The sequence below is a fragment of the Kitasatospora sp. NPDC089913 genome (genome assembly GCF_044748625.1).
Taxonomy (GTDB): Bacteria; Actinomycetota; Actinomycetes; order Streptomycetales; family Streptomycetaceae; genus Kitasatospora.
In genome coordinates this window covers 13,717-36,481 of record NZ_JBIVGI010000029.1, presented here as the reverse complement: position 1 = coordinate 36,481, position 22,765 = coordinate 13,717, and the positions used below count along the sequence as shown (strand labels likewise).

The 22,765-nt window shown below is 74.6% G+C and carries 20 protein-coding genes and 1 tRNA gene; 11 read left to right on the top strand and 10 right to left on the bottom strand.

Annotated features, from left to right (window positions below; translation table 11 throughout):
• Window positions 1-15: 15 nt before the first annotated feature.
• Window positions 16-1,020: an alpha/beta fold hydrolase gene (locus ACIPYS_RS32595; RefSeq protein ID WP_400752986.1), complete on the bottom strand. Its 1,005-nt coding sequence runs from the start codon at window positions 1,018-1,020 to the stop codon at window positions 16-18.
• A complete protein-coding gene (locus tag ACIPYS_RS32590; protein WP_093865108.1) occupies window positions 1,017-1,766 on the bottom strand; it encodes a DUF998 domain-containing protein in 750 nt (249 codons plus the stop codon). Before ACIPYS_RS32590 ends, ACIPYS_RS32595 begins: the two co-directional genes overlap by 4 nt.
• A 245-nt stretch (window positions 1,767-2,011) precedes the next feature.
• Between ACIPYS_RS32590 and ACIPYS_RS32585 the strand changes: the two genes are divergently transcribed.
• The 3 genes from ACIPYS_RS32585 to ACIPYS_RS32575 all read left to right on the top strand — a co-directional run bounded on the left by ACIPYS_RS32585 (window position 2,012) and on the right by ACIPYS_RS32575 (window position 6,034).
• A tRNA-Lys gene (locus tag ACIPYS_RS32585) sits at window positions 2,012-2,085 on the top strand.
• A gap of 261 nt (window positions 2,086-2,346) precedes the next feature.
• Window positions 2,347-4,782 (top strand): transglycosylase domain-containing protein, encoded by a 2,436-nt coding sequence (locus tag ACIPYS_RS32580; protein WP_093861990.1) that lies wholly within the window; start codon window positions 2,347-2,349, stop codon window positions 4,780-4,782.
• A 172-nt stretch (window positions 4,783-4,954) separates the two neighbouring features.
• The gene (locus tag ACIPYS_RS32575) at window positions 4,955-6,034 is read left to right on the top strand and encodes a DMT family transporter (RefSeq protein WP_093861989.1); all 1,080 of its coding nucleotides are present in this window, start codon (window positions 4,955-4,957) and stop codon (window positions 6,032-6,034) included.
• Window positions 6,035-6,089: 55 nt separating this feature from the next.
• On the opposite strand, the gene lepB is transcribed toward ACIPYS_RS32575, so the two are convergent.
• Both lepB and ACIPYS_RS32565 read right to left on the bottom strand, forming a co-directional pair.
• Window positions 6,090-6,887, bottom strand: coding sequence for a signal peptidase I (lepB, locus tag ACIPYS_RS32570; protein ID WP_400752981.1), 798 nt, complete (start codon window positions 6,885-6,887; stop codon window positions 6,090-6,092).
• A gap of 247 nt (window positions 6,888-7,134) precedes the next feature.
• Window positions 7,135-7,497, bottom strand: coding sequence for a chorismate mutase (locus tag ACIPYS_RS32565; protein ID WP_093861987.1), 363 nt, complete (start codon window positions 7,495-7,497; stop codon window positions 7,135-7,137).
• A gap of 336 nt (window positions 7,498-7,833) precedes the next feature.
• Here ACIPYS_RS32565 and ACIPYS_RS32560 point away from each other — a divergent pair, with 336 nt between their 5' ends.
• Window positions 7,834-8,262 (top strand): OsmC family protein, encoded by a 429-nt coding sequence (locus ACIPYS_RS32560; RefSeq protein WP_093861986.1) that lies wholly within the window; start codon window positions 7,834-7,836, stop codon window positions 8,260-8,262.
• Between the two features lie 393 nt (window positions 8,263-8,655).
• The gene (locus ACIPYS_RS32555; protein ID WP_400752976.1) at window positions 8,656-10,929 is read left to right on the top strand and encodes a putative bifunctional diguanylate cyclase/phosphodiesterase; all 2,274 of its coding nucleotides are present in this window, start codon (window positions 8,656-8,658) and stop codon (window positions 10,927-10,929) included.
• A gap of 6 nt (window positions 10,930-10,935) precedes the next feature.
• Here the strand turns inward: ACIPYS_RS32555 and ACIPYS_RS32550 are convergent, their stop codons facing one another.
• A complete protein-coding gene (locus ACIPYS_RS32550; protein WP_400752973.1) occupies window positions 10,936-12,051 on the bottom strand; it encodes an LLM class flavin-dependent oxidoreductase in 1,116 nt (371 codons plus the stop codon).
• A 650-nt stretch (window positions 12,052-12,701) separates the two neighbouring features.
• Here ACIPYS_RS32550 and ACIPYS_RS32545 point away from each other — a divergent pair.
• Both ACIPYS_RS32545 and ACIPYS_RS32540 read left to right on the top strand, forming a co-directional pair.
• Window positions 12,702-13,298 (top strand): DedA family protein, encoded by a 597-nt coding sequence (locus ACIPYS_RS32545; RefSeq protein ID WP_400752970.1) that lies wholly within the window; start codon window positions 12,702-12,704, stop codon window positions 13,296-13,298.
• Window positions 13,299-13,536: 238 nt separating this feature from the next.
• A complete protein-coding gene (locus ACIPYS_RS32540) occupies window positions 13,537-14,823 on the top strand; it encodes a hypothetical protein (protein ID WP_400752967.1) in 1,287 nt (428 codons plus the stop codon).
• A 43-nt stretch (window positions 14,824-14,866) separates the two neighbouring features.
• On the opposite strand, the gene ACIPYS_RS32535 is transcribed toward ACIPYS_RS32540, so the two are convergent.
• The 3 genes from ACIPYS_RS32535 to ACIPYS_RS32525 all read right to left on the bottom strand — a co-directional run bounded on the left by ACIPYS_RS32535 (window position 14,867) and on the right by ACIPYS_RS32525 (window position 18,314).
• A complete protein-coding gene (locus ACIPYS_RS32535) occupies window positions 14,867-15,820 on the bottom strand; it encodes a glycoside hydrolase family 6 protein (RefSeq protein WP_400752964.1) in 954 nt (317 codons plus the stop codon).
• 289 nt (window positions 15,821-16,109) lie between these two features.
• Entirely contained in the window at window positions 16,110-16,838 is a 729-nt protein-coding gene (locus ACIPYS_RS32530; RefSeq protein ID WP_231977769.1) for a uracil-DNA glycosylase, read from the bottom strand.
• A 102-nt stretch (window positions 16,839-16,940) separates the two neighbouring features.
• On the bottom strand, window positions 16,941-18,314 hold the full coding sequence (locus ACIPYS_RS32525) for a low temperature requirement protein A (RefSeq protein ID WP_400752960.1): 1,374 nt from the start codon (window positions 18,312-18,314) through the stop codon (window positions 16,941-16,943).
• 254 nt (window positions 18,315-18,568) lie between these two features.
• Here ACIPYS_RS32525 and ACIPYS_RS32520 point away from each other — a divergent pair, with 254 nt between their 5' ends.
• Together ACIPYS_RS32520 and ACIPYS_RS32515 are read left to right on the top strand one after the other, a co-directional pair.
• Window positions 18,569-19,348 carry an HAD-IIA family hydrolase gene (locus ACIPYS_RS32520; RefSeq protein WP_030394186.1) on the top strand — a complete coding sequence of 260 codons (780 nt, stop codon included), beginning with the start codon at window positions 18,569-18,571 and terminating at the stop codon, window positions 19,346-19,348.
• 391 nt (window positions 19,349-19,739) lie between these two features.
• Window positions 19,740-20,855, top strand: a complete 1,116-nt coding sequence (locus ACIPYS_RS32515) for a Gfo/Idh/MocA family oxidoreductase (RefSeq protein ID WP_093861980.1) — start codon at window positions 19,740-19,742, stop codon at window positions 20,853-20,855.
• A gap of 81 nt (window positions 20,856-20,936) precedes the next feature.
• Here ACIPYS_RS32515 and ACIPYS_RS32510 read toward each other — a convergent pair whose 3' ends face one another.
• Window positions 20,937-21,359 (bottom strand): type II toxin-antitoxin system VapC family toxin, encoded by a 423-nt coding sequence (locus ACIPYS_RS32510; protein WP_037779991.1) that lies wholly within the window; start codon window positions 21,357-21,359, stop codon window positions 20,937-20,939.
• On the bottom strand, window positions 21,352-21,636 hold the full coding sequence (locus tag ACIPYS_RS32505; RefSeq protein ID WP_030394189.1) for a type II toxin-antitoxin system Phd/YefM family antitoxin: 285 nt from the start codon (window positions 21,634-21,636) through the stop codon (window positions 21,352-21,354). The genes ACIPYS_RS32510 and ACIPYS_RS32505 overlap by 8 nt, the downstream gene beginning before the upstream one ends.
• Window positions 21,637-21,766: 130 nt before the next feature.
• Here ACIPYS_RS32505 and ACIPYS_RS32500 point away from each other — a divergent pair, with 130 nt between their 5' ends.
• Window positions 21,767-22,186 carry a hypothetical protein gene (locus ACIPYS_RS32500; protein WP_400752954.1) on the top strand — a complete coding sequence of 140 codons (420 nt, stop codon included), beginning with the start codon at window positions 21,767-21,769 and terminating at the stop codon, window positions 22,184-22,186.
• A gap of 10 nt (window positions 22,187-22,196) precedes the next feature.
• Window positions 22,197-22,765, top strand: a 569-nt coding sequence (locus ACIPYS_RS32495; protein ID WP_400752951.1) for a hypothetical protein, incomplete at its 3' end; no start/stop codon positions are given.

Sequence of the window (22,765 nt, the reverse complement as noted above, 5' to 3'; positions counted from 1 at the left end):
GGGGCCCGGTCGGCTTCAGCCCGGCCCGCGCGAGGTGTCCAGGACCGCCGAGGCCACCGCGTCCGGCCGGTCGAACATCAGCAGGTGCCCGGCCGGGGCGGTGCGCCGGTACTCCGCGCCCAGGAGTTCGGCGAGCCCCCGCTGGGCAGTCAGCCACTCCTCGGTCCGGGCGCCGCTCAGTCCGTCGTCGGCGGCGAGCACGGTCACCGGCAGGCCGGCCGGCAGTGGCGCGGTACGGCGCAGCGCGGCCAGTTCGGCGGCCATGTCCAGGTAGTGGGTGTTCTCCCGGAGCAGCGCCCGCAGCGACCGTCCGGTGCGGTAGCAGCGCCGGACCAGCGGCGCCGGGGCGAGGTCCTCGCGCCGCACCGTGGTGGCCCGGGCGACCGTGCGGCGCACGGTGGGCCCGAGCAGGTAGGGCACGGCGACGGCGGTGGCGGCCGCCGCGGTGGCGCGCGCCGCGAGGTCCCGCAGACCGGGGGCCGGGCGCGGCCGGGGATCGGGTTCGACACTGCCGTCCAGCAGGACCAGTCCGGCCGTCCGCCCGGGGTGCAGCCGGGCGAACGCCTCGGCGTGGAAGCCGGCCAGTGAGTGCCCGGCCACCGTGCAGCGCCCGGTCAGGCCCAGCGCGTCGAGGACGGCCCGGATCCGGTGCGCCTCCCCGGCGGCGGTCGGGACGGGCCGACCGGCCGGTTCCGGGGCGCTCAGACCGTAGCCGGGCCGGTCGAAGCGGACGACGGTGCGGTACGGGGTGAGGAAGGGGACCACGAGGTCCCAGTCGAACCAGCTGCTGCCGAGCCCGCCGGTGAGCACGCACACCGGCCCCAGGCCCTCGACCCGGACGTGCAGCGGGATGCCGTCGATCCGGACGAAGGCGGCCGGCGCCGGAGCGGACCGGGAGGCCGGCGGGCCCGCACCGCCGTCGGGACCCTCACGACCGCCCGGGTCGCCCGGGCCGTCCGGGCCGTTCGGGTCCCCGGGGCCGCCGGCTCCGTTCGCGGTCGGGCCGCGAGCGCCGGTCATACCGGATCCCGTCGTTCGGTCCGGGAGGGTGCGGCCGCCGAGGCCCCGCCGGCGGCACCGGCAGCGCCGGTGCGGTCCGGCAGGCCGACGGCCGCCGCGAGCAGCGCGAGCCAGAGGGCGACCAGCAGCACCTGGAGCCGCTGGCCGGCGCCCAGCGCCCAGGTGCCGTGACCCGCCTCGAAGGCGGCGATCGCGCCCAGGCTCCAGCCGGTGGCGAGCACCTCGGCGCCCAGCAGCCACGGCCCGTACCGGCGCACCGGCGGCCAGCAGCCGTAGCGCCGGGCGGCGACGGTGAGCGCGGCCAGCCCGCCGAGCGCGCCGAGCATGGCCAGGCTGCTGGTCACGGCGTGCGCGGTGTGGGTGGCGGGGACGAGGCCCGCGGTCTCGCGGGCGGCGCACATCTCGTCGCTGGTGGGCGCGCAGCTCAGCGGCAGCCGGGAGTCGGCGGCAGTGGCCGCGCCGAACAGGGCGAGCGCGGCCCAGCCGCCCGCCGCCCAGGGCCGACGGCCGGGGCTCCCCCCGGCGGCCGGGGGTGCCGGGCGGCGGAGCCCGCGGACGGCGAGCGCGAGCAGGGCCGCCGCCAGCACCGCGAGTCCGGCCACCAGGTCGGTGGCCCGGAAGAGGCCGCCCAGCGGTTGGTCCTCGGCGGCGAGCTCGCTGATGTACGCCTGGACCGGGTCGAGCCCGGTACTGAGCACCACCTCCAGGACCCAGGCGGTGTACGCCACCGCGCTGAGCAGCAGCAGCGCGGCGACGGCCCGGACGGCGGCCTCCGGCCGGGCCGCGGCGGCGGTCGGAACGGACGTCGGGTTCGGCGTCGGGGCAGGAGTGCGCCGAGCGTTCCGGCGACCGGGGTGGGAGCTGGGCACAAATCCACCCTAGCCGTCGGCAAACTCCACCCCAACCGGGCGGAAACGGACAGACTGCGCCCGGTGACGTCCGGGTGGTTCGAGGCACCTTCGGAAGCGTGTATTGTTTTCCACGTCAGCAGGCGCCGCTAGCTCAGTTGGTTAGAGCAGCTGACTCTTAATCAGCGGGTCCGGGGTTCGAGTCCCTGGCGGCGCACCGACACCGGGGAGCCTCTCGTACACACGAGGGGCTCTCCGGCTTTTCGCTGCCCATTGACGTCCGATTTGTGTGTGATGTCGGTCTCGCTTCCCGTCGCGGTGGAGCCAACCGGTACCTTCGGCGCGTTCTGGGCTGTACACCGGAAAAGGGGCAAAGGCCCCCGACCGTCGACGGACCCGTCCGCGCGGGCCGGCCCTACGTGCCGCCGCCCCGCCCGTGCACCCTCCCCGTCGCCCGCCCGCAGGAAAGGCCGCCGCTTTGTCCCGTAACGCCCCGAGCGGCGCGCCGCGCATCCGGAAGACCAAGGTCCGACGGCCCAGGCGCACCGGCTGGCGCCGGCTGATACCGACCTGGCGCCTGACCCTGGTGGGCCTGGTGGCCTCGGTCCTGCTCGGGGTCGGCCTGTTCGCCCTCGGCATCGCGCTGGTGAAGGTCCCGGACGCGCACGCGGCCGCGACCACCCAGAGCAACACCTGGCTCTACCAGGACGGCTCGGTGCTCGCCCGGACCGGCCAGACCAACCGGCAGAACGTCCCGCTGGACAAGGTCTCCCCCGCCGCGCAGCACGCGACCCTGGCCGCCGAGGACCGCAACTTCTACCACGAGGGCGCCGTCAACGTGCCCGGCATGGTCCGCGCCGCCGTCAACACCGCCAAGGGCGAGGGCACCCAGGGCGGCTCCACGATCACCCAGCAGTACGTGAAGAACACGTACCTGAACCAGCAGCAGTCGGTCACCCGCAAGGTGAAGGAACTCTTCATAGCGATCAAGGTGGACGCCACCGAGACCAAGGACGAGATCCTCTCCAGCTACCTCAACACCTCGTACTACGGGCGCGGTGCCTACGGCGTCCAGGCCGCCGCCCAGCAGTACTTCGGCGTCGACGCCGCGCAGCTCGACGCCGCCCAGGGCGCCTACCTGGCCACCCTGCTGAACGCCCCCAGCGCGTACGACGTCGCCACCGCCACCCCGGCGGGCAAGCAGAACGCGGTCAACCGCTGGAACTACGTGCTCGACGGCATGGTGAAGGAGGGCTGGCTGTCCGCCGAGGAGCGGGCCGCCACCGCCTTCCCCGAGGTCAAGGACCCGCAGGCGCAGCTCGGGCTGTCCGGCCAGGCCGGCTACCTGGTCAACGCCGCGACCGAGTACCTCACCACCAACCAGATCATCGGGGAGTCGGAGCTGGCCAAGGGCGGCTACACGATCAGGCTGACCGTCGACCCGACCCGCCAGCAGGCACTCCAGGACTCGGTGCAGGCCCAGCTGCACGACACCCTCAACCCGGACAAGCGGAAGAAGGACGCCGCCGTCCAGGCCGGCGCGGCCTCGGTGGACCCGAAGACCGGGGCCGTGGTGGCCCTGTACGGCGGGGTCGACTACACCAAGCACTACATCGACAACGCGACCAGGCGGGACTACCAGTCGGGCTCGACCTTCAAGGCGATCGCCCTGGCGGCGGCGCTGGAGAACAACGCCAAGACCCAGTCCGGCCAGACCGTCACCCCGCGCACCGTCTACGACGGCACCAGCGAGCGCAAGGTCCGCGGCGGCAAGGGCCCCGCGTACGCGCCGCCGAACGAGGGCGACAAGAGCTACGGCCAGATCACCCTCCAGCAGGCCACCGACTGGTCGGTGAACTCCGCCTTCGCCCAGCTCGCCCAGGACACCGGGCTGGCGAAGGTGCGGGACACCGCGATCGCGCTCGGCCTGCCCAGCAACACCCCGTCCCTGGACGCGGTGGGCTCCATCCCGCTGGGCACCTCGACCCCCAGCGTGCTCGACATGGCCGGCGTGTACGCCACGCTGGACAACGGCGGCAAGCAGATCACCCCGTGGCTGGTGCAGTCGGTGGACCGCGAGGGCGAGCCGGTCGCACTGCCCGCCCACAAGACCACCCAGGCGGTCGGCGAGCAGACCGCGCGCCAGGTCACCTCGATGCTCCAGGGCGTGATCGCCGACCAGGGCGGCACCGGCTGGCGGGCGAAGGCGCTGGGCCGTCCGGCGGCGGGCAAGACCGGCACCACCGACGAGCACAAGGCGGTCTGGTTCGTCGGGTACACCCCGGAGCTGGTCACCTCGGTCGCGCTGTTCGGCCAGGACCCGGGCACCGGCGCCCAGGTCAGCCTGAGCGGCACCGGCGGGCTCGACGGCGCGGCGGGCGGCCAGTACCCCGCGCAGATCTGGACCGCCTACATGAAGGCGGCGCTCAAGGGCCAGCCGGTCGCCGACTTCCCCGCGCCCGCGGGTGCCGACGACTCGGGGCGCGGCGGCTGGGGCTCCTCCGGGGCCGGCGCCTCGCCCAGCCCCTCGGGCGGCGCGAGCTCCGCGCCGGCCGCCCCGGACGCGTCGGCGACGCCCTCCGGCGAGCCCTCGCCGCAGGCCGGCCAGGGCGGAACCGGCGGCTCCGGCGGAACGGGCGGGTCCGGCGGGTCGGGCGCCGGGTCGGAGCCCACCACCGCGCCGTCCGGCGGACCGACCACGGCTCCGCAGCCGAGCGGCGGCACCGGCGGCACGACCACCGTTCCGACCCAGCCGACGACGCCGCAGCCGACCGGCAGGCCGACCAGGACCCCGGCGCCGACCACCGCGCCCACCACGGCACCGACCACCGGCCCGACCACGGCACCGCAGCCGACCGGCGGCACCGGGGCGGACGTGGTCGCCGGGGCCGGCGCCGGCAGCTCCGGCCAGTAGCTCCGGCGAGTGGCTCCGGACGGTGTCACCGGCCGGCGACCCGGGGGCGACTCCGCGGGCACTCCGGCCGGTGACTCCGTTCCGCAGCGGAAGCTCACCCCGGGTGACGTGCAGGACCGAATAACGAAATGACCCCTTACCGAGATTGCGGTCCTACTGTCACAATTCGTCGGTGCACAGCTCGAAGCCCCCGCTCGGCCGCTCCTCCGGCCGGACCCTCGGTCTCACCCTCGCCCTCGTCTCCGCGATCGCCTTCGGCGGCTCCGGCACCGCGGCCAAGCCTCTGATCGAGGCCGGGCTGTCGCCGCTGCACGTGGTCTGGCTCCGGGTGACCGGCGCCGCCGTGGTCCTGCTGCCGCTGGCCTACCGCCACCGCGACGCCGTGCTGCGGCGGCCCGGCCTGCTGATCGGCTTCGGCCTGCTGGCCGTCGCGGGCGTACAGGCCTGCTACTTCGCGGCCATCTCGCGGATCCCGGTCGGCGTCGCCCTCCTGATCGAGTACCTCGGCCCGCCGCTGCTCATCGGCTACGTCCGGTTCGTCCAGCGCCGGCCGATCAGCCGGGGCGCGGCGATCGGCGCCGGCGTCGCGGTCGCCGGACTCGCCTGCGTGGTCGAGGTGTGGAACGGGCTGAGCTTCGACCTGCTCGGCGTGCTGTTCGCCCTCGGCGCCGCCTGCTGCCAGGTCGGCTACTTCGTGCTCGCCGACGCCGGCAGCCGGGGCGACCGCCCCGTCGACCCGATCGCCGTCAGCGCGTACGGCCTGCTGATCGGCTCGGTCGTGCTCACCGCCTTCACCCGCCCCTGGCAGGCGGACTGGAGCAAGCTCGGCGGGGACGTGGTGATGAACGGGCACACCCTGCCCGCGCTGCTCCCGGCCGCCTGGATGGTCCTGGTCGCGACCGTGCTCGCCTATCTGACCGGCGTCGTCGCCGTCCGCCACCTGTCGCCGCCGGTCGCCGGTGTGGTGGCCAACCTCGAGGCGGTGGTGGCGACCGTGCTGGCCTGGGTCCTGCTCGGCGAGCACCTCGGCCTGCCGCAGGTGACCGGCGGCCTGCTGGTGCTGGCCGGCGCCTTCGCGGCCCAGGCGAGCAAGCCCGCCGCCGTGGAGATCGCGGGAACGGCGGAGACGTCCGGCAAGGGCGGCGAGGACGTGGACCGCGCTGCGGTCCCGGCGGGCGCGACCGCGCTCGGCGAGCGGCTCGCGCGGGCCGCCGGGGCCGGGACGGGCAAGGCCCTGGAGAAGGAGCGGTAGCCAGGGGAGCCTTGGGCACCCGTACAGGGCCGGGGCCCGGGCACTCCCGGTCGGATCAGCGGCCGACCCAGCCGAACCAGTCGAGGTGACCGAGCGGCCACACCACGGCCGACACCGGACCGACCACGTTGTCCACCGGCACCGCGCCCCCGCCCGGGCCCCGCTGGTGGTACCGGGAGTCGGCGGAGTCGCTGCGGTGGTCGCCCTCGACCCAGACGTGGCCCTGCGGCACCGTCACCGGACCGAAGTCCAGACCGGCGCAGGAGTCGTCCCCGGGGTGGAGGTACGGCTCGTCGACCTGGGCACCGTCGACCGTCAGCGTGGTGCCCGAGCACTGCACGGTCTGCCCGCCCGTCGCGATCACCCGCTTGACCAGGTAGTTGTCGTCCTTCGGCGGCACCAGGCCGACGAAGGAGAGCGCCGAGCCCAGCGCGTCGGTCAGCGGATTCCCGTCGCTCGCCTGCGGCGGCAGCCAGCCCCCCGGGTCCTTGAACACCACGGGCTGGCCCGGCTCGGGCTTCCAGCCGGTCAGCGGGGCGAGCTTGTTGACGCCGACCCGGTCACCGATCCGCAGGGTGTTCTCCATCGAACCGGAGGGGATGGTGAACACCTGGAACAGACAGGTCTTGATCAGCAGCGCGACCACCAGGCCCACCGCCGCCATGGCCGGGATCTCGATCCACCACGGGCGCGGCCGGCGCCCCCGCCGGCCGTTCGTCGGCGACCTGCTCCGGCGCCCCTCCGCCGCCCGGCGGGCCCGCCGGGCCTCGGCCCGGCCCCCGACCGGGGCACCCGGGGCGGCGGCCCCGGCCCCGGCATCGCCGCCGTGCGTGTCCGGCAGGTTCACCGCCATCGTCGCTGCTCCACTCTCCGGCTGCGGGGGAACCCGCACGCTACGCCAATCGGGGATCCAGGCGAAATCGGGCTTTTACCCGTGCCCGACATCCCCGTGCCCGACATCCCCGGGCCGGCGGCGACGGCGACTCCGCCCCACGGCTGCGGCGGCTCCGGCCCGCAGCGCCGACGGCCCCGGCGCACGGCTCCGCCCCACGGCTGCGGCGGCTCCGGCTCCCGGTCGGCGGAGCGGGCCGCGAGGGCCGTCAGACCGCGTCGTTCCCGCCGGTCACGGCGTCGCTCGCGATGGCCTCGTGGTGGCGGATGACCTCGGCGATGATGAAGTTGAGAAACTTCTCGGCGAACACCGGGTCCAGGTGCGCGCCGGCGGCCAGCTCGCGCAGGCGCTTGATCTGGGCGCGCTCGCGGGCCGGATCGGCCGGGGGGAGCTTGTGCTCGGCCTTGAGCCGGCCGACCCGTTGGGTCGCCTTGAAGCGCTCGGCCAGCATGTGGACCACCGCGGCGTCGATGTTGTCGATGCTCTCGCGCAGGCTGGTCAGCTCGGCCCGCACGGCGTCGTCGACCCCCTCGGGCAGTCCGGCGTCGGGGGTCGTGGGGTGGTCCGTCATCGGGCAGGCTCCGCGGCTCTCTCGGTCTTGCGCCCGGCCGTCCGGCGGCCGGGCCCGGGCCCGGGCAAATCTAACAGGGCGCCCGACGTCGGCCCGCACCATTTGGCCGATCGGTCCACGATATGGACGGCACACGGACCGACCGCCGGACGCCGCCCCGAGCTGCCCCGGCCCGCCCGCCCGGGGCCGGGCCCGGCCGGACGGGCGAGGGATTTTCGGACTCGACGGGCCGGGGCGCTACTTGTGGCAGGCCCCGGACCTGCACGTAGGCTGGGGCGCGGCAGGACCGGACGTGACGAACCAGCAGTTCCTCATTTTTCGACGGAGGTACCGATCGTGGCAACCACTCGCACCGCCCGCACCGCTTGGGAAGGCAACCTGCTCGACGGCAAGGGCCAGGTGGCGTTCGCGTCGTCCGGCATCGGCGAGTTCCCGGTGTCCTGGCCGGCCCGCGCCGAGGCCCCGAACGGCCTGACCAGCCCGGAGGAGCTCATCGCCGCCGCGCACTCCGCCTGCTACTCGATGGCGCTGTCGCACGGCCTGGCGGGCGCGGGCACCCCGCCCACCAAGCTCGACACCCAGGCCGACGTGACCTTCCAGCCGGGCACCGGCATCACCGGCATCCACCTCACCGTGGTCGGCGAGGTGCCCGGGCTGGACGAGGCCGGCTTCCTGGCCGCGGCCGAGGACGCCAAGGCGAACTGCCCGGTGAGCCAGGCCCTGACCGGCACCACCATCACGCTGTCGGCCTCGCTGGCCGGCTGACCGTCCGGTTCTCCCGCTCCTCCCGCTCCTCGGCCCCGGTGGGGCGCGCGTTCGGCGCTCCGCCGGGGCCCGGGGGCGCATTGCTGGAGCACGCGCCCTCGGTGCACATCATGTGATGTGTACCGGGGGCGTCCGCATGTATCGCCGCACTTGCCCCCAAAGCCGACGAATCACCCTGGCGGCGGTCACCGCGCGTTGCCGCCGCGTCCTATGATCGGCCGCAGCACCCTGTTCTCACGGTTCCTCAGGCGGGCTTCGGCCCGGCCCGCTCCGTCCCGAGCGTTCCGCCGCGCCGCCCGCCCCCAGGAGCCCCGGCAGGGTGCGGAGCCGGCCGCCGCAGTCGGGTGACCGGCCGGACCAGCGTCAAGCGTCAGCAGCGGACGGGAGCATGCCGTGCCGGGCCAGAACGAGGGGGCCGACGCTCACCACCCCGGCGTGCGGCACGGGGAGCCACGGGCGCAGCACCGCCTCGCACCGCCCGCCGCCCGCCCCGTCGGCGGCGGCGTCACCAACGGCACCAACGGCACCAACGGCACCGTCGCGGGCGCCACCGCCGGCACCACCCAGGCCGTCCTGGACGCCGTGACCGGCGACGCCCCGCTCTGCCCGACCTGCTCGCGGCCGCTCTCCGACGACATCCACCGGACGGCGGACGGCGACCCCGGCGCCGGGACCCCGGAGCCGGGAGCAGCCGCCGCCGAGGACGGGAACCCGCTGCCGGCCGACCTGCGGGTGAGCGAGGCCCGGCTGCGGGCCGCCTTCTGGGACGCCGGCATCGGCATGGCCCTGATCGACCCCGAGGACCGGATCATCGAGGTCAATCCCGCCTTCGCCGCGCTCACCGGCCGCACCGTCGGCGAACTGGCGCAGACCCACATCCACGAGATCGTCGACCCCGAGGGTATGCCGCACCGGCTCTTCCCGGCCCTCGTCCACGGCGAGCGCGACCGGCTCCGGGTCGAGAAGCAGCTCAAGCACCGCGAGGGCCGGACGGTCTGGAGCAAGGTGACCGTCTCGCTGATCCGGGACGCCGCGGGCGGGCCGCTCTACACGCTCGCCCTGGTCGAGGACATCACCGAGCAGCGCCGGCTCGGCGACCGGCTGGAGTACCAGGCCCTGCACGATCCGCTGACCCGCCTGCCCAACCGGACGTACTTCTTCGAACGCCTCGACGCCGCCTGCCTCACCGCCGACCGGTCGACGGGGCCGCTGCCGGCTCCCCCGCCCCCGGCCGCCGCGGAGGGGGACGAGGACGGGGACGGGACGGACGGCCCCCGGGTCGGTGTCTGCTACCTGGACCTCGACGGGTTCGCCGCGATCAACGAGACGCTCGGCCACCACATCGGCGACCAACTGCTGATCGCCGTGGCCACCCGGCTGCGGCGCGGCTTCTCCGCGCACGGCACCCGGATGGTGGCGCGGATGGGCGGCGACGAGTTCGCCGTCCTGGTGACCGACAGCCGCGGCAGCGACCAGCTGACCGACCTGGCCGCCCGGATCCTCGAAGCCCTGGAACGGCCCTTCGACGTGGCCGGCCACCGCCTGGTGGTCACCGCCAGTGTCGGCGTCGTCGAGCGCTCCGTGCAGGAGACCACCCCCACCGACCTGGTCAAGGACGCCGACGCCACCCTGTACTGGTCCAAGGCCGACGGCCGGGCCCGGTGGACCCTCTACGACCCCGACCGGGGCGCCCACCAGCTGACCCGCCAGCTGCTCGCGACCGCACTGCGCCCGGCGCTGGAGCGCGGCGAGTTCACCATCGAGTACCAGCCGCTGGTCGGCCTCGCCGACGGTGCCGTGCACGGCGCCGAGGCCCTGGTCAGATGGCGCCACCCCCGCTACGGCACGCTCTCGCCGGACCGCTTCATCCCGCTCGCCGAGGAGTCCGGGGCGATCGTGCCGCTCGGCAAGTGGGTGCTGGAGGAGTCCTGCCGCCAGGCCCGGCGCTGGCTCACCGAGTTCCCGGAGACCGAGACTTTCGTGAGCGTCAATCTGGCCGCCCGCCAGATCTGGGACTCCGACGTGGTCGCCGACGTCGCCCAGGCCCTCGAACGCACCGGGCTGCCGGCCCGGCTGCTGCAGCTGGAGATCACCGAGAGCGCGCTGCTCGGCCCCGGCGGCCGCCCGCTCCAGGCGCTCCAGGCGCTCGCCGACATGGGCGTCCGGATCGCGATCGACGACTTCGGGACGGGCTACTCGAACCTCGCCTACCTCTCCCGGCTCCCGGTGCACGTACTGAAGCTGGACGGCACCTTCATCGAGGGCTTCCGCGACCCCTCCCCGACCGGCTCCCGGGCGGAACTCCCCGGTTCCGGCGCGCGGCGGAGCGACGCGGACGAGCAGATCGTCGGCGCGATGGTGCAGCTCGCCCACACCCTCGGCCTGACCGTGACGGCCGAGGGCATCGAGAGTGCCGCCCAGGCCGAACGGCTGCGGCTCACCGGCTGTGACACCGCCCAGGGCTGGTACTTCGCCCGCCCCGGCGAGGCGGAACTCGTCGCGGCCATACTCCGCGACAACCGCGACAACCGGGACGGACGGGCCGCCCGGGCCCGGCGCGACGACCGCGAGAACCGGGGCGGGCGGGACGGCGGGGGCGCCCACCGGTCGGCCGGGGCAGGCCCGGACGGCCGGGAGGCGCCGGCGGCCCGGGTGGCCCGGGGCTGACTCCGGTCAGCTGGCCGAGGCCCGGGCGCCGGTCAGGCCGTAGGCCTCGGCGATCAGCCCGTAGGAGCGCAGCCGCGCCTCGTGACCGTGGATGTGCGAGGTCACCATCAGCTCCTCCACCCCGGTCCGCTTGCGCAGCGCCTCGAGCCCGTCGGCCACCTCGCCCGGCGAGCCCAGCACGACATTGCCGAGCCACTCGTCGACGAAGTCCGCCTCCGCCGGGCTGTACGGGTAGGACTCGGCCTCCTCCGGGGTGGGGATGGGGCCCGGGTTGCCGCGGCGCAGCCGGAGCATGCCGAGGGCCGCCGAGCGGGCGAGGCGGCGGGCGGTGTCCCGGTCGTCGGCCGCGACCGCGCCCACCCCGATCAGCGCGTACGGCTCGTCGAGCACGGCGGAGGGGCGGAACTCCGAGCGGTAGAGGTCGAGGGCCGGGAGGGTGTTGACGCTGCTGAAGTGGTGCGCGAAGGCGAACGGCAGCCCCAGCCGGCCAGCCAGCTGGGCGCTGAAGCCGGAGGAACCGAGCAGCCAGATCGGCGGCCGCCCCTCGCCCTTCGGGACGGCGGTCAGCCGGGAGTAGGCGTGCTCGGCCGGGAAGCTGCCGTCGAGGAAGTGGGTCAGCTCCGCGAGCTGGCGGGGGAAGTCGTCGGCACCCTCGCCGAGGCCCCGGCGCAGCGCCCGGGCGGTGGCGGCGTCGGTGCCGGGGGCGCGGCCGAGGCCGAGGTCGATCCGGCCCGGGTGGAGGGCTTCGAGCAGGCCGAACTGCTCGGCGATCGCCAGCGGGGCGTGGTTGGGCAGCATCACGCCGCCCGAACCGAGCCGCAGGGTGGTGGTGTGGGCGCCGAGGTGGGCCAGCAGGACGGCCGGGGTGGAGCTGGCGACACCGGGCATGCCGTGGTGCTCGGCCACCCAGAAGCGGTGGTAGCCCCACTCCTCGGCGCTGCGGGCCAGGGTGGTGGTCGCGGCGAGTGCCTGCGCCGGTGTGTGGCCGACCCCGACGGTGGCCAGGTCGAGAATCGACAGCGGGGCGGGCGCCGTTCCCCGGGCCGTGCCGCGGACCGCGTCCGGGACGGGCGCCGCGCTCCCGTCCTCCCGCTGCTCCGCCCGCCTGTCCTCGGTCGTCATACCGTCCGTCCTCCTGGCCGTGGTCGTTCCGTCCGCCGGTGCGGTGCACCGGTGCCGGCCACCGGGTCGGCCGGTGCCGCCGCCGGTGCCGACAGTGGTCAACCCCGGCGGCGGTCCCCCTTGTTCCCCGCCCCGGATCCGGCCGGGCCCCGGCGACCCGTTCGCGAACGCCCGTCCCGTCCGCCGCAGGAGGTCCCCGGGGACCCGGCCCCGGTTGACGCAGAGCCAGCGGACGAACACCCGTGGCGACTTCACGCCAGCGCGGGAAGTCGCCAGCCCGAGGGCTCGCGGGCGGTGTCCGGCGTCCGGCAGGCTTGGTTCCCGGCGGATCACCCAACCGGATCCGCACTCACCAGCAAGATCGTCGGGCTGGACCAGCGCCGACCGATCCCCGCGAGCCCCTGGAGCGGCACCCCGCCCCGGGGGCTCGTGCCATTGCGGAACCGCGCCGCCCCGGACCCTCGTCGCTCAGGACCCTCGTCACCCCGGACCCTCGTCGCCCCGGACCGGCCCGGGCGGGCCCGGGCCTGTGAGGCCCGACACCTGTGAGCCGCCGCACAACCGGGGTGCTTCATGGCATGAAAAGTCGAGACGCTAGCGTTGTCCCTTGCAACCACTGCTCCCCCGGGCAGCCTGGCGGGAGGAAGCTCATGGACATCGCGACACTGGCCGGATCCTCGTGGATCTGCGCCCTGGCGCTCTGCGCCGTGCTCGGCGACGCCTTCCTCCCCTTCATCCCGAGCGGGACGCTCGTCATACTCGCCGTGCTCAAGACGGCGCAGATAGAGGGCGCGCCCGTACTGCTCGGGCTGGGCGTGGCCACCGCCTCCTTCCTCGGCGATCTGCTGCTGCTCCAGCTGGCCCGGCGCGGCGCGCCCATGGTCAACCGGCGGCTCGAGCACCGGCCGAAACTCGCGGCGAGCGTGACCCGGGTCCAGCAGGCGCTGGACGGGCGCACCACCCGGGCGGCGGCCGTCATGGTCGTGGTCGCCCGGTTCGTTCCCGCCGGGCGGACCGTCCTCGATCTGGCCATCGGCCACTCCCCCGCGCACCCCCATCGCTTCCTGCGCTGGTCGGCGCTGGCGGCGATGATCTGGGCGGCCTACATCGTGACCCTGGGCTGGCTCAACAGCCACTGGTTCGACACCGCCTGGCTGAGCCTCGCGGTCTCCTGCACCGCGGCCACCGCGGTGAGCACCGCCATCGCCCGCATCGTGCGCCGCAACCGCCGGCTCTCGCTGGGCTGACGCCGCGACGGCACGCCCCTCGAATCGGGCGAAGCGTCACAGGACGGCAACAGAAGACATTTCTTCGCATCCCGTACGGGCGTACCGAGCGTGTTCATGTTCGGCGACCCCCCGGGTTCCTTGGTGACCCGTGTGTTCGCATGCAATCCTAACGACGGATAATCACTCAATTGTCCTAATTGACTGATACGGGCGAGGCCACGGCCACCACCCGGTCCGGACGAACCCAGGGGAGACGATGGGCAGCATCTCGCGCAGGACCGTGCTCACAGCCACCGCCGCGACCGCGGCCCTAGGAGCGGTGACGGCCTGCTCCGGGGGCGGCTCGGGTTCGGCCTCCGCCTCCGGCTCCGGTCCGGGCCCCGCCCCGGCGCCCACCACCGGCGGCGCGAGCACCGGAACCGGCGCCACCCCGAGCGGCACCCCGACCAAGGGCAAGCCGATCGGCGACGGCTCGACCTCCGACACCGGCCCCCAGCCGAACCAGCCCAAGCCGGAGAAGCTCAAGCCCGGCGAGCGCCCGCCGCAGTTCGTGGTGTTCTCCTGGGACGGCGCCGGAGCGACCGAGGACGGCCAGTTCCCCCGGTTCCTCAAGCTCGCCGAGGAGCACAAGGCCGCGATGACCTTCTTCCTCTCCGGCATATACACCCTGCCCAAGGGCAGGTCCGAGCTGTACCACCCGCCGCTGCACTCGGTCGGCGCCTCCGACATCCCCTACCTGTCGGACGGCGCGGTCAAGAACACGATCAAGCTCGTCAGCCAGGCCTGGCTGGCCGGCCACGAGATAGGCACCCACTTCAACGGCCACTTCTGCTCGACCCGGCCGGACGGCAACGGCGTCAACAAGTGGTCCCCCGACGACTGGAAGAGCGAGATAGACCAGGCCGTCGGCTTCGTCACCCAGTGGCGGACCAACACCGGCTTCACCGACGTCGACCCGCTGCCCTTCGACTACAAGAAGGAACTGATCGGCGGCCGCACCCCGTGCCTGGAGGGGCAGAAGGCCCTGCTGCCGACGGCCGCCGCCCTCGGCTGGAAGTACGACGCCAGCTCCTCGGGCGGCCAGCAGATCTGGCCCCAGAAGGTGCAGGACGGGAAGGTCTGGGACCTCCCGCTGCAGAGCATCCCGTTCCCCGGGCACACCTTCCAGGTGCTCTCGATGGACTACAACATCCTGGCCAACCAGTCGAAGGTCACCAACGGGGACCCGGCCAAGTTCAACGACTGGCGCACCCAGGCCAGGGACTCCTACCTGGCCGGCTTCGACCGCGCCTACAACGGCAACCGCGCGCCGTTCTTCATCGGCAACCACTTCGAGCAGTGGAACGGCGGCATCTACATGGACGCCGTCGAGGAGACCCTCAAGACGATCGCGGGCAAGCCCGAGGTCCGGCTGGTGTCGTTCAAGCAGCTCGTGGAGTGGCTGGAGGTCCAGGACCAGTCCACCCTGCGCAAGCTGCGCACCCTCAACGTGGGGCAGGCGCCGGCCGGCGGCTGGGAGTCCTTCCTCGGCACGGCCGGCTAGGGGTTGTCTGACAATTCCCGCCGCGCGGACGTCCGGCCGCCGCCTACCCCGTGGCGGCGGCCGTCGCCAGGCCGAGCGCGTACGGGAGCCAGAACTCGCCCGCCCGGGGCTCGCCCCGGGCGCACTCGCCGTCCGACTCGCCCGGGTTCTTGATCCAGAGGAAGGCGTCGACCCCGGGCTGCCCGGTCTCCGTGGTGGGCGGCGTGCCGAGCGCGCGGCCGGGCGGGTTGCACCACGCCTCCGCACTCAGCGGGCCGTTGCCGTTGCGGCTGGTGTCGACGACGAAGTGCTTGCCGTCCAGCAGGGCAGACAGCTGGGCCCCGTACGCGATGGCGCGGTCGGTGGCGTAGAAGTTGGAGACGTTCAGCGCGAAGCCGTCGGCCGCCGCGACCCCGGACTTGCGCAGGGCCCCGGCCAGGGCGGCCTGGTCCTGCACCCAGCCGGGGTTGCCCGCGTCCAGATAGACCCGCACCTGCGGACGCTTCTTCAACTCCTGGACGGCGAAGGCCAGCAGGCCGTAGCGCTCGGCGGCGGCATCGCCCTTGACCCCGCAGGCGTCCAGGGTGTGCGCGACCGCGTCGGGCTCCAGCACCACCCAGGCCCGGCGGTCACCGAGCGCCTCCGCGATCCCGGTGACCCAGTCCCGGTACGCGGCCGCGTCGGTGGCTCCGCCGGCCGAGTAGAGACCGCAGTCCCGGTGCGGGATGTCGTACGCGACGAAGACCGGTGTCCGGTCGGCCTCGGCCGCGCGCCGGCTCACCTGCTCGGCGGTGCCCCGGGCGGCCCCGTCGGTCAGCCACTGCGAGGAGGGCCGGGCGGCGATCCGCAGCAGGGTGTCCGCCTCCGTCGTCCGGCCCTGGCCGCGCAGCGCGGTCACCTGCTGGGCGGCGGCGGTCCGGTCGGAGACGTAGAAGGTCTGGCCGGGGAGCTGCGGCGGGGCGCCGGGTGCCGGCCCCCCGGGCGCGACCGGCGCGGGCGCCGCAGGTGTCGCGGGCACCGTGGCCGGCGCTCCCGCTCCTGTCGGACTCCCCCCGGCGCCGCAGCCCACGGCCCCCGCCACGAGCCCCAGCAGGACCGCCCCCACTTCCGCCCGGAATCCAGCCCCTCGCCCGACTCGGCGCACGTACCGCCCCTCCCAGCCCCGGTCCGGTGACCAGGTCGTCCGGCCCCAGCTTCGCACACCGGGCACCGCCCGCCGTCCACCGGAAGGTGAACGGCGGGCGGCCGGAGGCGAGGAGACGACCCATCAGCAGCGGGCCGGCCGGAACGCCTCCGCGGGGCCCTGCTCAGGCCTGCTTGAGGTCCGGGATCCGCCAGTCGATCGGGTCGACCCCGAAGCCCTCCAGCGCGGTGTTGATCTGCGAGAACGGGCGGCTGCCGAAGAACAGCTTGGCGGACAGCGGCGACGGGTGCGCGCCCTGGACCACCACGTGCTTCCCGGTGTCGATCAGCGGGAGCTTCTTCTTGGCGTAGTTGCCCCAGAGCACGAAGACCACCGGCTCCTCGCGCTCGCTGACCGCCTTGATCACCGCGTCGGTGAACTTCTCCCAACCCTTGGCCTTGTGCGAATTGGCCTCGTGCGCCCGGACCGTGAGCACCGCGTTGAGCAGCAGCACGCCCTGCTCGGCCCAGTGCATCAGGTAGCCGTTGTCCGGCGCCGGAACGCCGAGGTCGGCGTCCAGCTCCTTGAAGATGTTGCGCAGCGAGGGCGGCGTCCTGGTGCCGGGCAGCACCGAGAAGCTCATCCCGTGGGCCTGGCCGTCGTCGTGGTACGGGTCCTGGCCGAGCACGAGCACCCGGACCTTCTCGTACGGCGTGGCCTCCAGTGCGGAGAACTCCTGCCCGCTCGGCGGGAAGACCTGGTGCTCCGCGCGCTGGGCCGCCACGAAGGCCGCCAGCTCGGCGAAGTACGGCTTCTCCGTCTCGGCGCCCAGCACCTCCCGCCAGGACTCCGGCAGCTCCAGACCGGCTCCCGATTCCGCCCCGCCCACGTTCGCCTCGACCGTGTCCGTCACGACGACATCTACCTCCCACCGGACGGCCGCTCACCGCGGCACCGCCCCGACCTGCGGGCATATCGCGCCCCTCGCGCCGTACGCCCTCTTTCACCCCGAACGCTACACAGGCCCACCGACAACCGGGTCCCCGACCGCTTCGCCGGAGGGCTTCCGGGCCCTTTCCGCGGCACCTTCCGCGGCCGGTTCCGCGCCCGGTTCAGCGCCCCGTTCGCCGACCGCCTCCGCCGCCGCGGCCCGGGCCACCAGGACGTGCTCGACCACGTTCAGCGTCACCAGCACCACCGCGAGCGCCACCAGCGCGGCGAGCGCGGGCCAGCGCACCATGGCCGGGGCGAGCGCCAGCACCACGGCCGCCGCCACGATCCGGGTGGTCGCCACCGAGCGGAACATCATCCACCGGGTGTAGCCGAAGGTCAGCAGGTAGAGCCCGCAGCCCCCGTACAGCAGGCCCACCGACCCCGCCCCGAGCGCCCGGCGGGGATCCGCGACCGTCTCGCCGATGCCCACCGCCACCGCGATCACCGCGGCCGCCAGCGCCAGGTGCCCGTACTGGAAGACCCGGCGGACCATGTCCCGCCGCGAGTCGGCGACGGTGACGGCGTGCCGCATGGCGTCGGCCGCGAACACGAAGTACTGCCACCAGAGCCCGGCCGAGATGGTGAACGCGGCCGTGACGGCGACGAGTTCGGCCGCGTCCAGACGCACCGCCGCCGCGCTCGCGCCGATCCCGACGATCGATTCGCCGAGCGCGACCAGCAGGAACAGGGCGAACCGCTCCGGCATGTGCGAGGGGTGGTAGGCGACCTTCGCCAGCTTGTTGCGGAACACCACCGGCCCGGCCAGGTCGCAGAGCGCCGCCAGCCCCCAGAGCAGGACCCGCGGCCCCTCCGGCAGCAGCCCGCCCGCCACCAGCAGCGGCCCACTGACCAGCACGCCCACCCCGTACGGCCCGCGCCAGACCCCCGGGATCCGGGCCAGCAGGAGCAGCAGCACCACCCGGGCCGCCCAGTACCCGGCACCGAGCAGCACGCCCCGGTTCCCGTACGCGCCGGGCACCGCGAGCGCCATGACCAGGCCGGTGAACCCGACCGCCAGGATGCCCAGCCGGTCGCGCGGGGTGTCCACGTCGCGGATGTTGGCCTGCACGGTGGTGCCGACCCAGCACCAGTAGACCGGGACGAACACCACCAGCGCCTGCACGATCCCGAGCAGGTCGTGGTGGTGGTGCAGCAGTCCGGAGACCTGGGTGATCGCGAAGACGAAGATCAGGTCGAAGTACAGCTCGGCCCAGGTGACCCGCTTCTCCGGCAGTTCCCCGGCCCGCTGTTCGTCCGCCCGTTCCCCCTCCGGCCGTTCCCCCTCCACCCGGCTCTCCTCCGGCTCCTTCGCGCCCGGCCGTCTCCCCTCCGACCGCTCCCCCGTCCGGACCGCCGATTCCTCGGCCCCCGCCGAAAGCTCCCCCGTGGTGCTCATCCGCCCCTCCTCGGTGCACACAGCGAGCGGGCCCGCCCAGGACATCGACCGATGCGGGGCCCGCGACAGCAGTGCAGAGGCTAGACCAGCCCGCGCCGGCCCACCGCCCCGGTCCACCGGTCGTCGGGCCCTAGGGGCAGCGGCCCGGGACGACTAGGCTGATCGTCGTTGGGGCAGCCATTGGCGCCCGGCCGGCCGCTGGTGTCCGGTCCGGTGCGATTTTCGAACCATCGCAAGACCTAGGAGACACCACCGTGGCAGACCGCAAGCCCATCGACACCTGGCTGACCGACATGGACGGGGTCCTCATCCACGAGGGCGTGCCGATCCCCGGCGCCGATGCCTTCATCAAGCGGCTGCGTGAGTCCGGCAAGCCGTTCCTGGTGCTCACCAACAACTCCATCTACACCCAGCGCGACCTGCACGCCCGGCTCTCCCGGATGGGTCTGGACGTCCCCGCCGAGCACATCTGGACCTCCGCGCTGGCCACCGCGAAGTTCCTCTCCGACCAGCGCCCGAACGGCACCGCGTACGTGATCGGCGAGGCCGGACTGACCACCGCGCTGCACGACGTCGGCTACGTGCTCACCGACACCGACCCCGACTTCGTCGTCCTCGGCGAGACCCGGACGTACTCCTTCGAGGCCATGACCAAGGCCGTCCGCCTGATCAACGACGGCGCCCGGTTCATCGCCACCAACCCGGACGAGACCGGCCCGTCGGCCGAGGGCGCGCTCCCCGCCACCGGCTCGGTCGCCGCCCTCATCACCAAGGCCACCGGTGTGGAGCCCTACTTCGTCGGGAAGCCCAACCCGCTGATGATGCGCGCCGGCCTGAACGCCATCGGCGCCCACTCCGAGCGGAGCGCGATGATCGGCGACCGGATGGACACCGACATCGTCTCGGGCATGGAGGCCGGCATGTCGACCTTCCTGGTGCTCACCGGCCTCACCCTGGCCAGTGAGGTGGAGCGCTTCCCGTACCGGCCGACCCAGGTGGTCGACTCGATCGCGGACCTGGTCGACCTGATCTGACGGCCGGTCAACGGCCTTCGCCACCAGGGAACCCCGAGGGCCCTCCCGCGCCGAGCGCGGGAGGGCCCTCGCCGCGGCGGCCGCCGGCCGGACCGGGCCGGCCGCCCCTCAAGGGCTCCTTAAGCCGCCCCTAACCGCACCGATGCCCCCTCGACGGCGTGGCCCACCCGGTTAACGTGAGCGCCACGCCGGGTCCCCCGCACCGGCCCCGGCGGCCACCACCGTCGGTCTCCACAAGGGTCTGCCGCCGCCGCGCCCCCCACCGCGGCGGCGGCAACACCCCCGCCCGTCGGCCCACCGTTCGCCCGTCGGTCTCCCGCGCCGGACCGGACGCTCCGGGTCCGGCGCCGAAACCGGGGCCGACCGGGCACACCGTGGTTGAGTAGGGCGCATGACCACCTCCGCGCGCCCCGCCGCCCCCGGAGCTCCCGGCTCCCGCCCGCCCTTCCGCGTCGGTCTGATCGGCTACGGCCTGGCCGGCTCCGCCTTCCACGCGCCCCTGATCGCCACCACCCCCGGACTCCGGCTCGCCGCGGTGGTCACCGCCAACCCCGACCGCCGCGCCCAGCTCCGGCAGGAGCACCCGGACGCCCACGCCGTCGACACCCCCGAGCAGTTGCTCGCCGACCCCGACGCGCTCGACCTGGTCGTCATCGCCTCCCCCAACCGCACCCACGCCCCGCTCGCCCGCGCCGCGCTGCGGGCCGGGCTCGCCACCGTCGTCGACAAGCCGCTCGCCGCCACGGCCGCCGAGGCGCGCGAGCTCTGCGAACTCGCCGGATCGACCGGCACCCTGCTCACCGTCTTCCAGAACCGCCGCTGGGACGGCGACTTCCTCACCGCCGCCCGCCTCGTCCGCGAGGGCGCGCTCGGCCGGGTGCACCGCTTCGAGTCCCGCTTCGAGCGGTTCCGGCCCAAGCCCAAGCCCGGCTGGCGCGAACTCGCCGACCCGGCCGAGGTCGGCGGCACCCTCTACGACCTCGGCAGCCACCTCGTCGACCAGGCGCTCACCCTCTTCGGGCCGGTCGACACGGTGTACGCGGAGATCGACGTGCGGCGCGACGGCGCGGTGGTAGACGACGACGCCTTCCTCGCCCTCACCCACGCCAACGGCACCCGCTCCCACCTGTGGACCAGCGCGATCACCCCGCTCGTCGGCCCCCGACTGCGGGTCCTCGGCGACGCCGCCGGATACGTCAAGCCCGGCATGGACCCCCAGGAGGCGGCCCTCCGGACCGGCCTGCGCCCGGACGGCACCCTGCCCTGGGGCGCCGACGACCCCGCCCAGTACGGCACCCTCGGCACCGACGGGTCCACCACCCCGCTGCCCACCGACCCCGGCGACTACCCCGCCTTCTACGCGGGCGTCGCCGCCGCCCTGGACGACCCCGGCACCCCGCCCCCGGTCGACCCGCGCGACGCCGTCGCCACCCTGACCGTCCTGGAGGCCGCCCGCGCCTCGGCCGCCACCGGGACCACCGTGCGGCTCGAAAACGTTCCCGCCTGAGCCCGCTCGGCCGCCCGCGCCCCCGCATCGGGTGCGGGCAGCCGGTCGCGGCCGGCCGATGGGGCGGGCCGACGGGGCGGCTCAGATCCCGATGACCTCGACCGCCGAGCCCAGCCCCTTGAAGTCCGAGATGTTGCGCGTGTACAGCGGCAGCCCGTGCGCGGAGGCGATCGCGGCGATCATCAGATCGATCCGCCGCGGGCGCGGCTGCCGGCCGGCCGCGATCGTCAGCGTCACCAGGGTCCCGTAGCGGGCGGCGGCGGCCCCGTCGAAGGGCAGCGGCTCGAAGTCCGCCATCGCCGCACCCAGCACCTCCAGCCGGGCCGCCCGGCTCACCGGGTCACGGGCCATCGACACGCCCTGCTGCAGCTCCGCGAAGGTGATCGCGGTCAGCTCCGGCACCGCCGGCAGGTCCGCCGGACTCAGCAGTGCCAGGTCGATGTAGACACACGTGTCCAGCACCCCGGCGGGCCGCCGCCGGGGCGCCCGCCGCCGCTCAGCCACGCGGCCGCTCGAACGGGTCGCCGTCCTCGTCCCCGACCAGTTCCTCCGGCCCGAAGTACTCCTCGGACTCCTTGCGCATCTGCTGGTAGTCCACCCGCGGCAGCTTCACGTGCCGCGCCACCAGTTCCTCGGCCGTGAGCCGCCGGCGCCCCGCCACCGGCCGCAGCTCCGCGACCTCGACCCCGTTCCTGGTGATGTGGAAGATCTCCCCCGCCTCCACCGCGTCCATCACCGCGGCGGAGTTGTTACGGAACTCCCGCTGGGTAATCGTCTTCATGCTCTCCAAGGTAGCCCCGCGTAGCACCCGCGGCTACACCTCGCGCACGGATCCGCCGGAAAACCGCCGGCCCGGACCGGCCACCGCGTTACCGTACGGAGACGACCAATCACGCCGGGGGGCAACGACCATGGCCGACAGCACCGAGGCGCGGCGGAATCCGTGGCTGTACGGCCAGGACGGCCCGCCACCCGGCCCGCCCCGGCCGGCCGCCGGACCGGGCCCCTGGGCCGCCGGCCCCTCCGCCGGCGCCCCCGTCCACGTCGAACCCGCCGCGCTCCACCGGGCCGCCGAGGTCTCCCGGCGCCTCCAGGGCGAACTGCGGCAGGCCGTCGGCCACGCCGCACCGGACACCGGCGCCGCCGCCCAGGCCCTCGGCGCGCACGGCTTCGGCTCGGGCGCGGCGCTCGGCCAGGTCCTCACCTGGTGGACGGCCCGCTGGAACAGCCTCGACACCCGGCTCGGCCTGACCGCCGACCGTCTGGAGGCCACCGGCACCGCCTACCGGTCGACGGAGACCTCCGCCGCCATCGCGTTCAAGGCCCCGTGAGCCGGCCGTGGTGACCTTCGCGCAGCTGCGGGACGCCTCCTTCGACACCCTGTCCAAGGCCGGGGACACCTGGAACGGGATCGCCGGGCACTCCGAACAGCTCGCCGGCCAGGTGCGGTCCGGCGTCCTGCAACCGCTCACCGGGGCTGCCCCGGGCCCGCTGGCGGCCGCAGGTGCCCGGGCCTGGAGCGGCGTCGCCGCCGACGAGGCCACCCGGGAGATCGGCCTGGTCGCCGACGAGCTGACCGCCTTCCACTACGAGGCCCTGGCCGTCACCGCCGCCCTGCGCCGCGCCGGGTCCGCGTTCACCCGGGCCCAGCAGGACCTGCGGCGCGCCGTCGGCGACGCCGAGGCCCTCGGCGCCACCGTGACCGCCGACGGCACCGTCACCCTGCCCCCGCTGCCGCCCGAGGACCGCAACGACCCGGACGCGATCGCGTACCGGCGGCGCAGGTGGGACGAGGTGCAGCAGCACGTCGAGACGATGCGGAGGGGGGGGGGGGGCGCCCCCCCCCCCCCCCCCCCCGCCCCCCCCCCCCCCCCCCCCCCCCCCCCCCGGCCCCCCCCCCCCAAGACAAC

Coding starts and splice junctions, on each gene's coding strand:
- ACIPYS_RS32595 (WP_400752986.1), bottom strand. CDS start 1,020: ATGACCGGCGCTCGCGGCCCGACCGCGAACGGAGCCGGCGGCCCCGGG.
- lepB (WP_400752981.1), bottom strand. CDS start 6,887: ATGGCGGTGAACCTGCCGGACACGCACGGCGGCGATGCCGGGGCCGGG.
- ACIPYS_RS32565 (WP_093861987.1), bottom strand. CDS start 7,497: ATGACGGACCACCCCACGACCCCCGACGCCGGACTGCCCGAGGGGGTC.
- ACIPYS_RS32550 (WP_400752973.1), bottom strand. CDS start 12,051: ATGACGACCGAGGACAGGCGGGCGGAGCAGCGGGAGGACGGGAGCGCG.
- ACIPYS_RS32545 (WP_400752970.1), top strand. CDS start 12,702: ATGGACATCGCGACACTGGCCGGATCCTCGTGGATCTGCGCCCTGGCG.
- ACIPYS_RS32540 (WP_400752967.1), top strand. CDS start 13,537: ATGGGCAGCATCTCGCGCAGGACCGTGCTCACAGCCACCGCCGCGACC.
- ACIPYS_RS32525 (WP_400752960.1), bottom strand. CDS start 18,314: ATGAGCACCACGGGGGAGCTTTCGGCGGGGGCCGAGGAATCGGCGGTC.
- ACIPYS_RS32515 (WP_093861980.1), top strand. CDS start 19,740: ATGACCACCTCCGCGCGCCCCGCCGCCCCCGGAGCTCCCGGCTCCCGC.
- ACIPYS_RS32505 (WP_030394189.1), bottom strand. CDS start 21,636: ATGAAGACGATTACCCAGCGGGAGTTCCGTAACAACTCCGCCGCGGTG.
- ACIPYS_RS32500 (WP_400752954.1), top strand. CDS start 21,767: ATGGCCGACAGCACCGAGGCGCGGCGGAATCCGTGGCTGTACGGCCAG.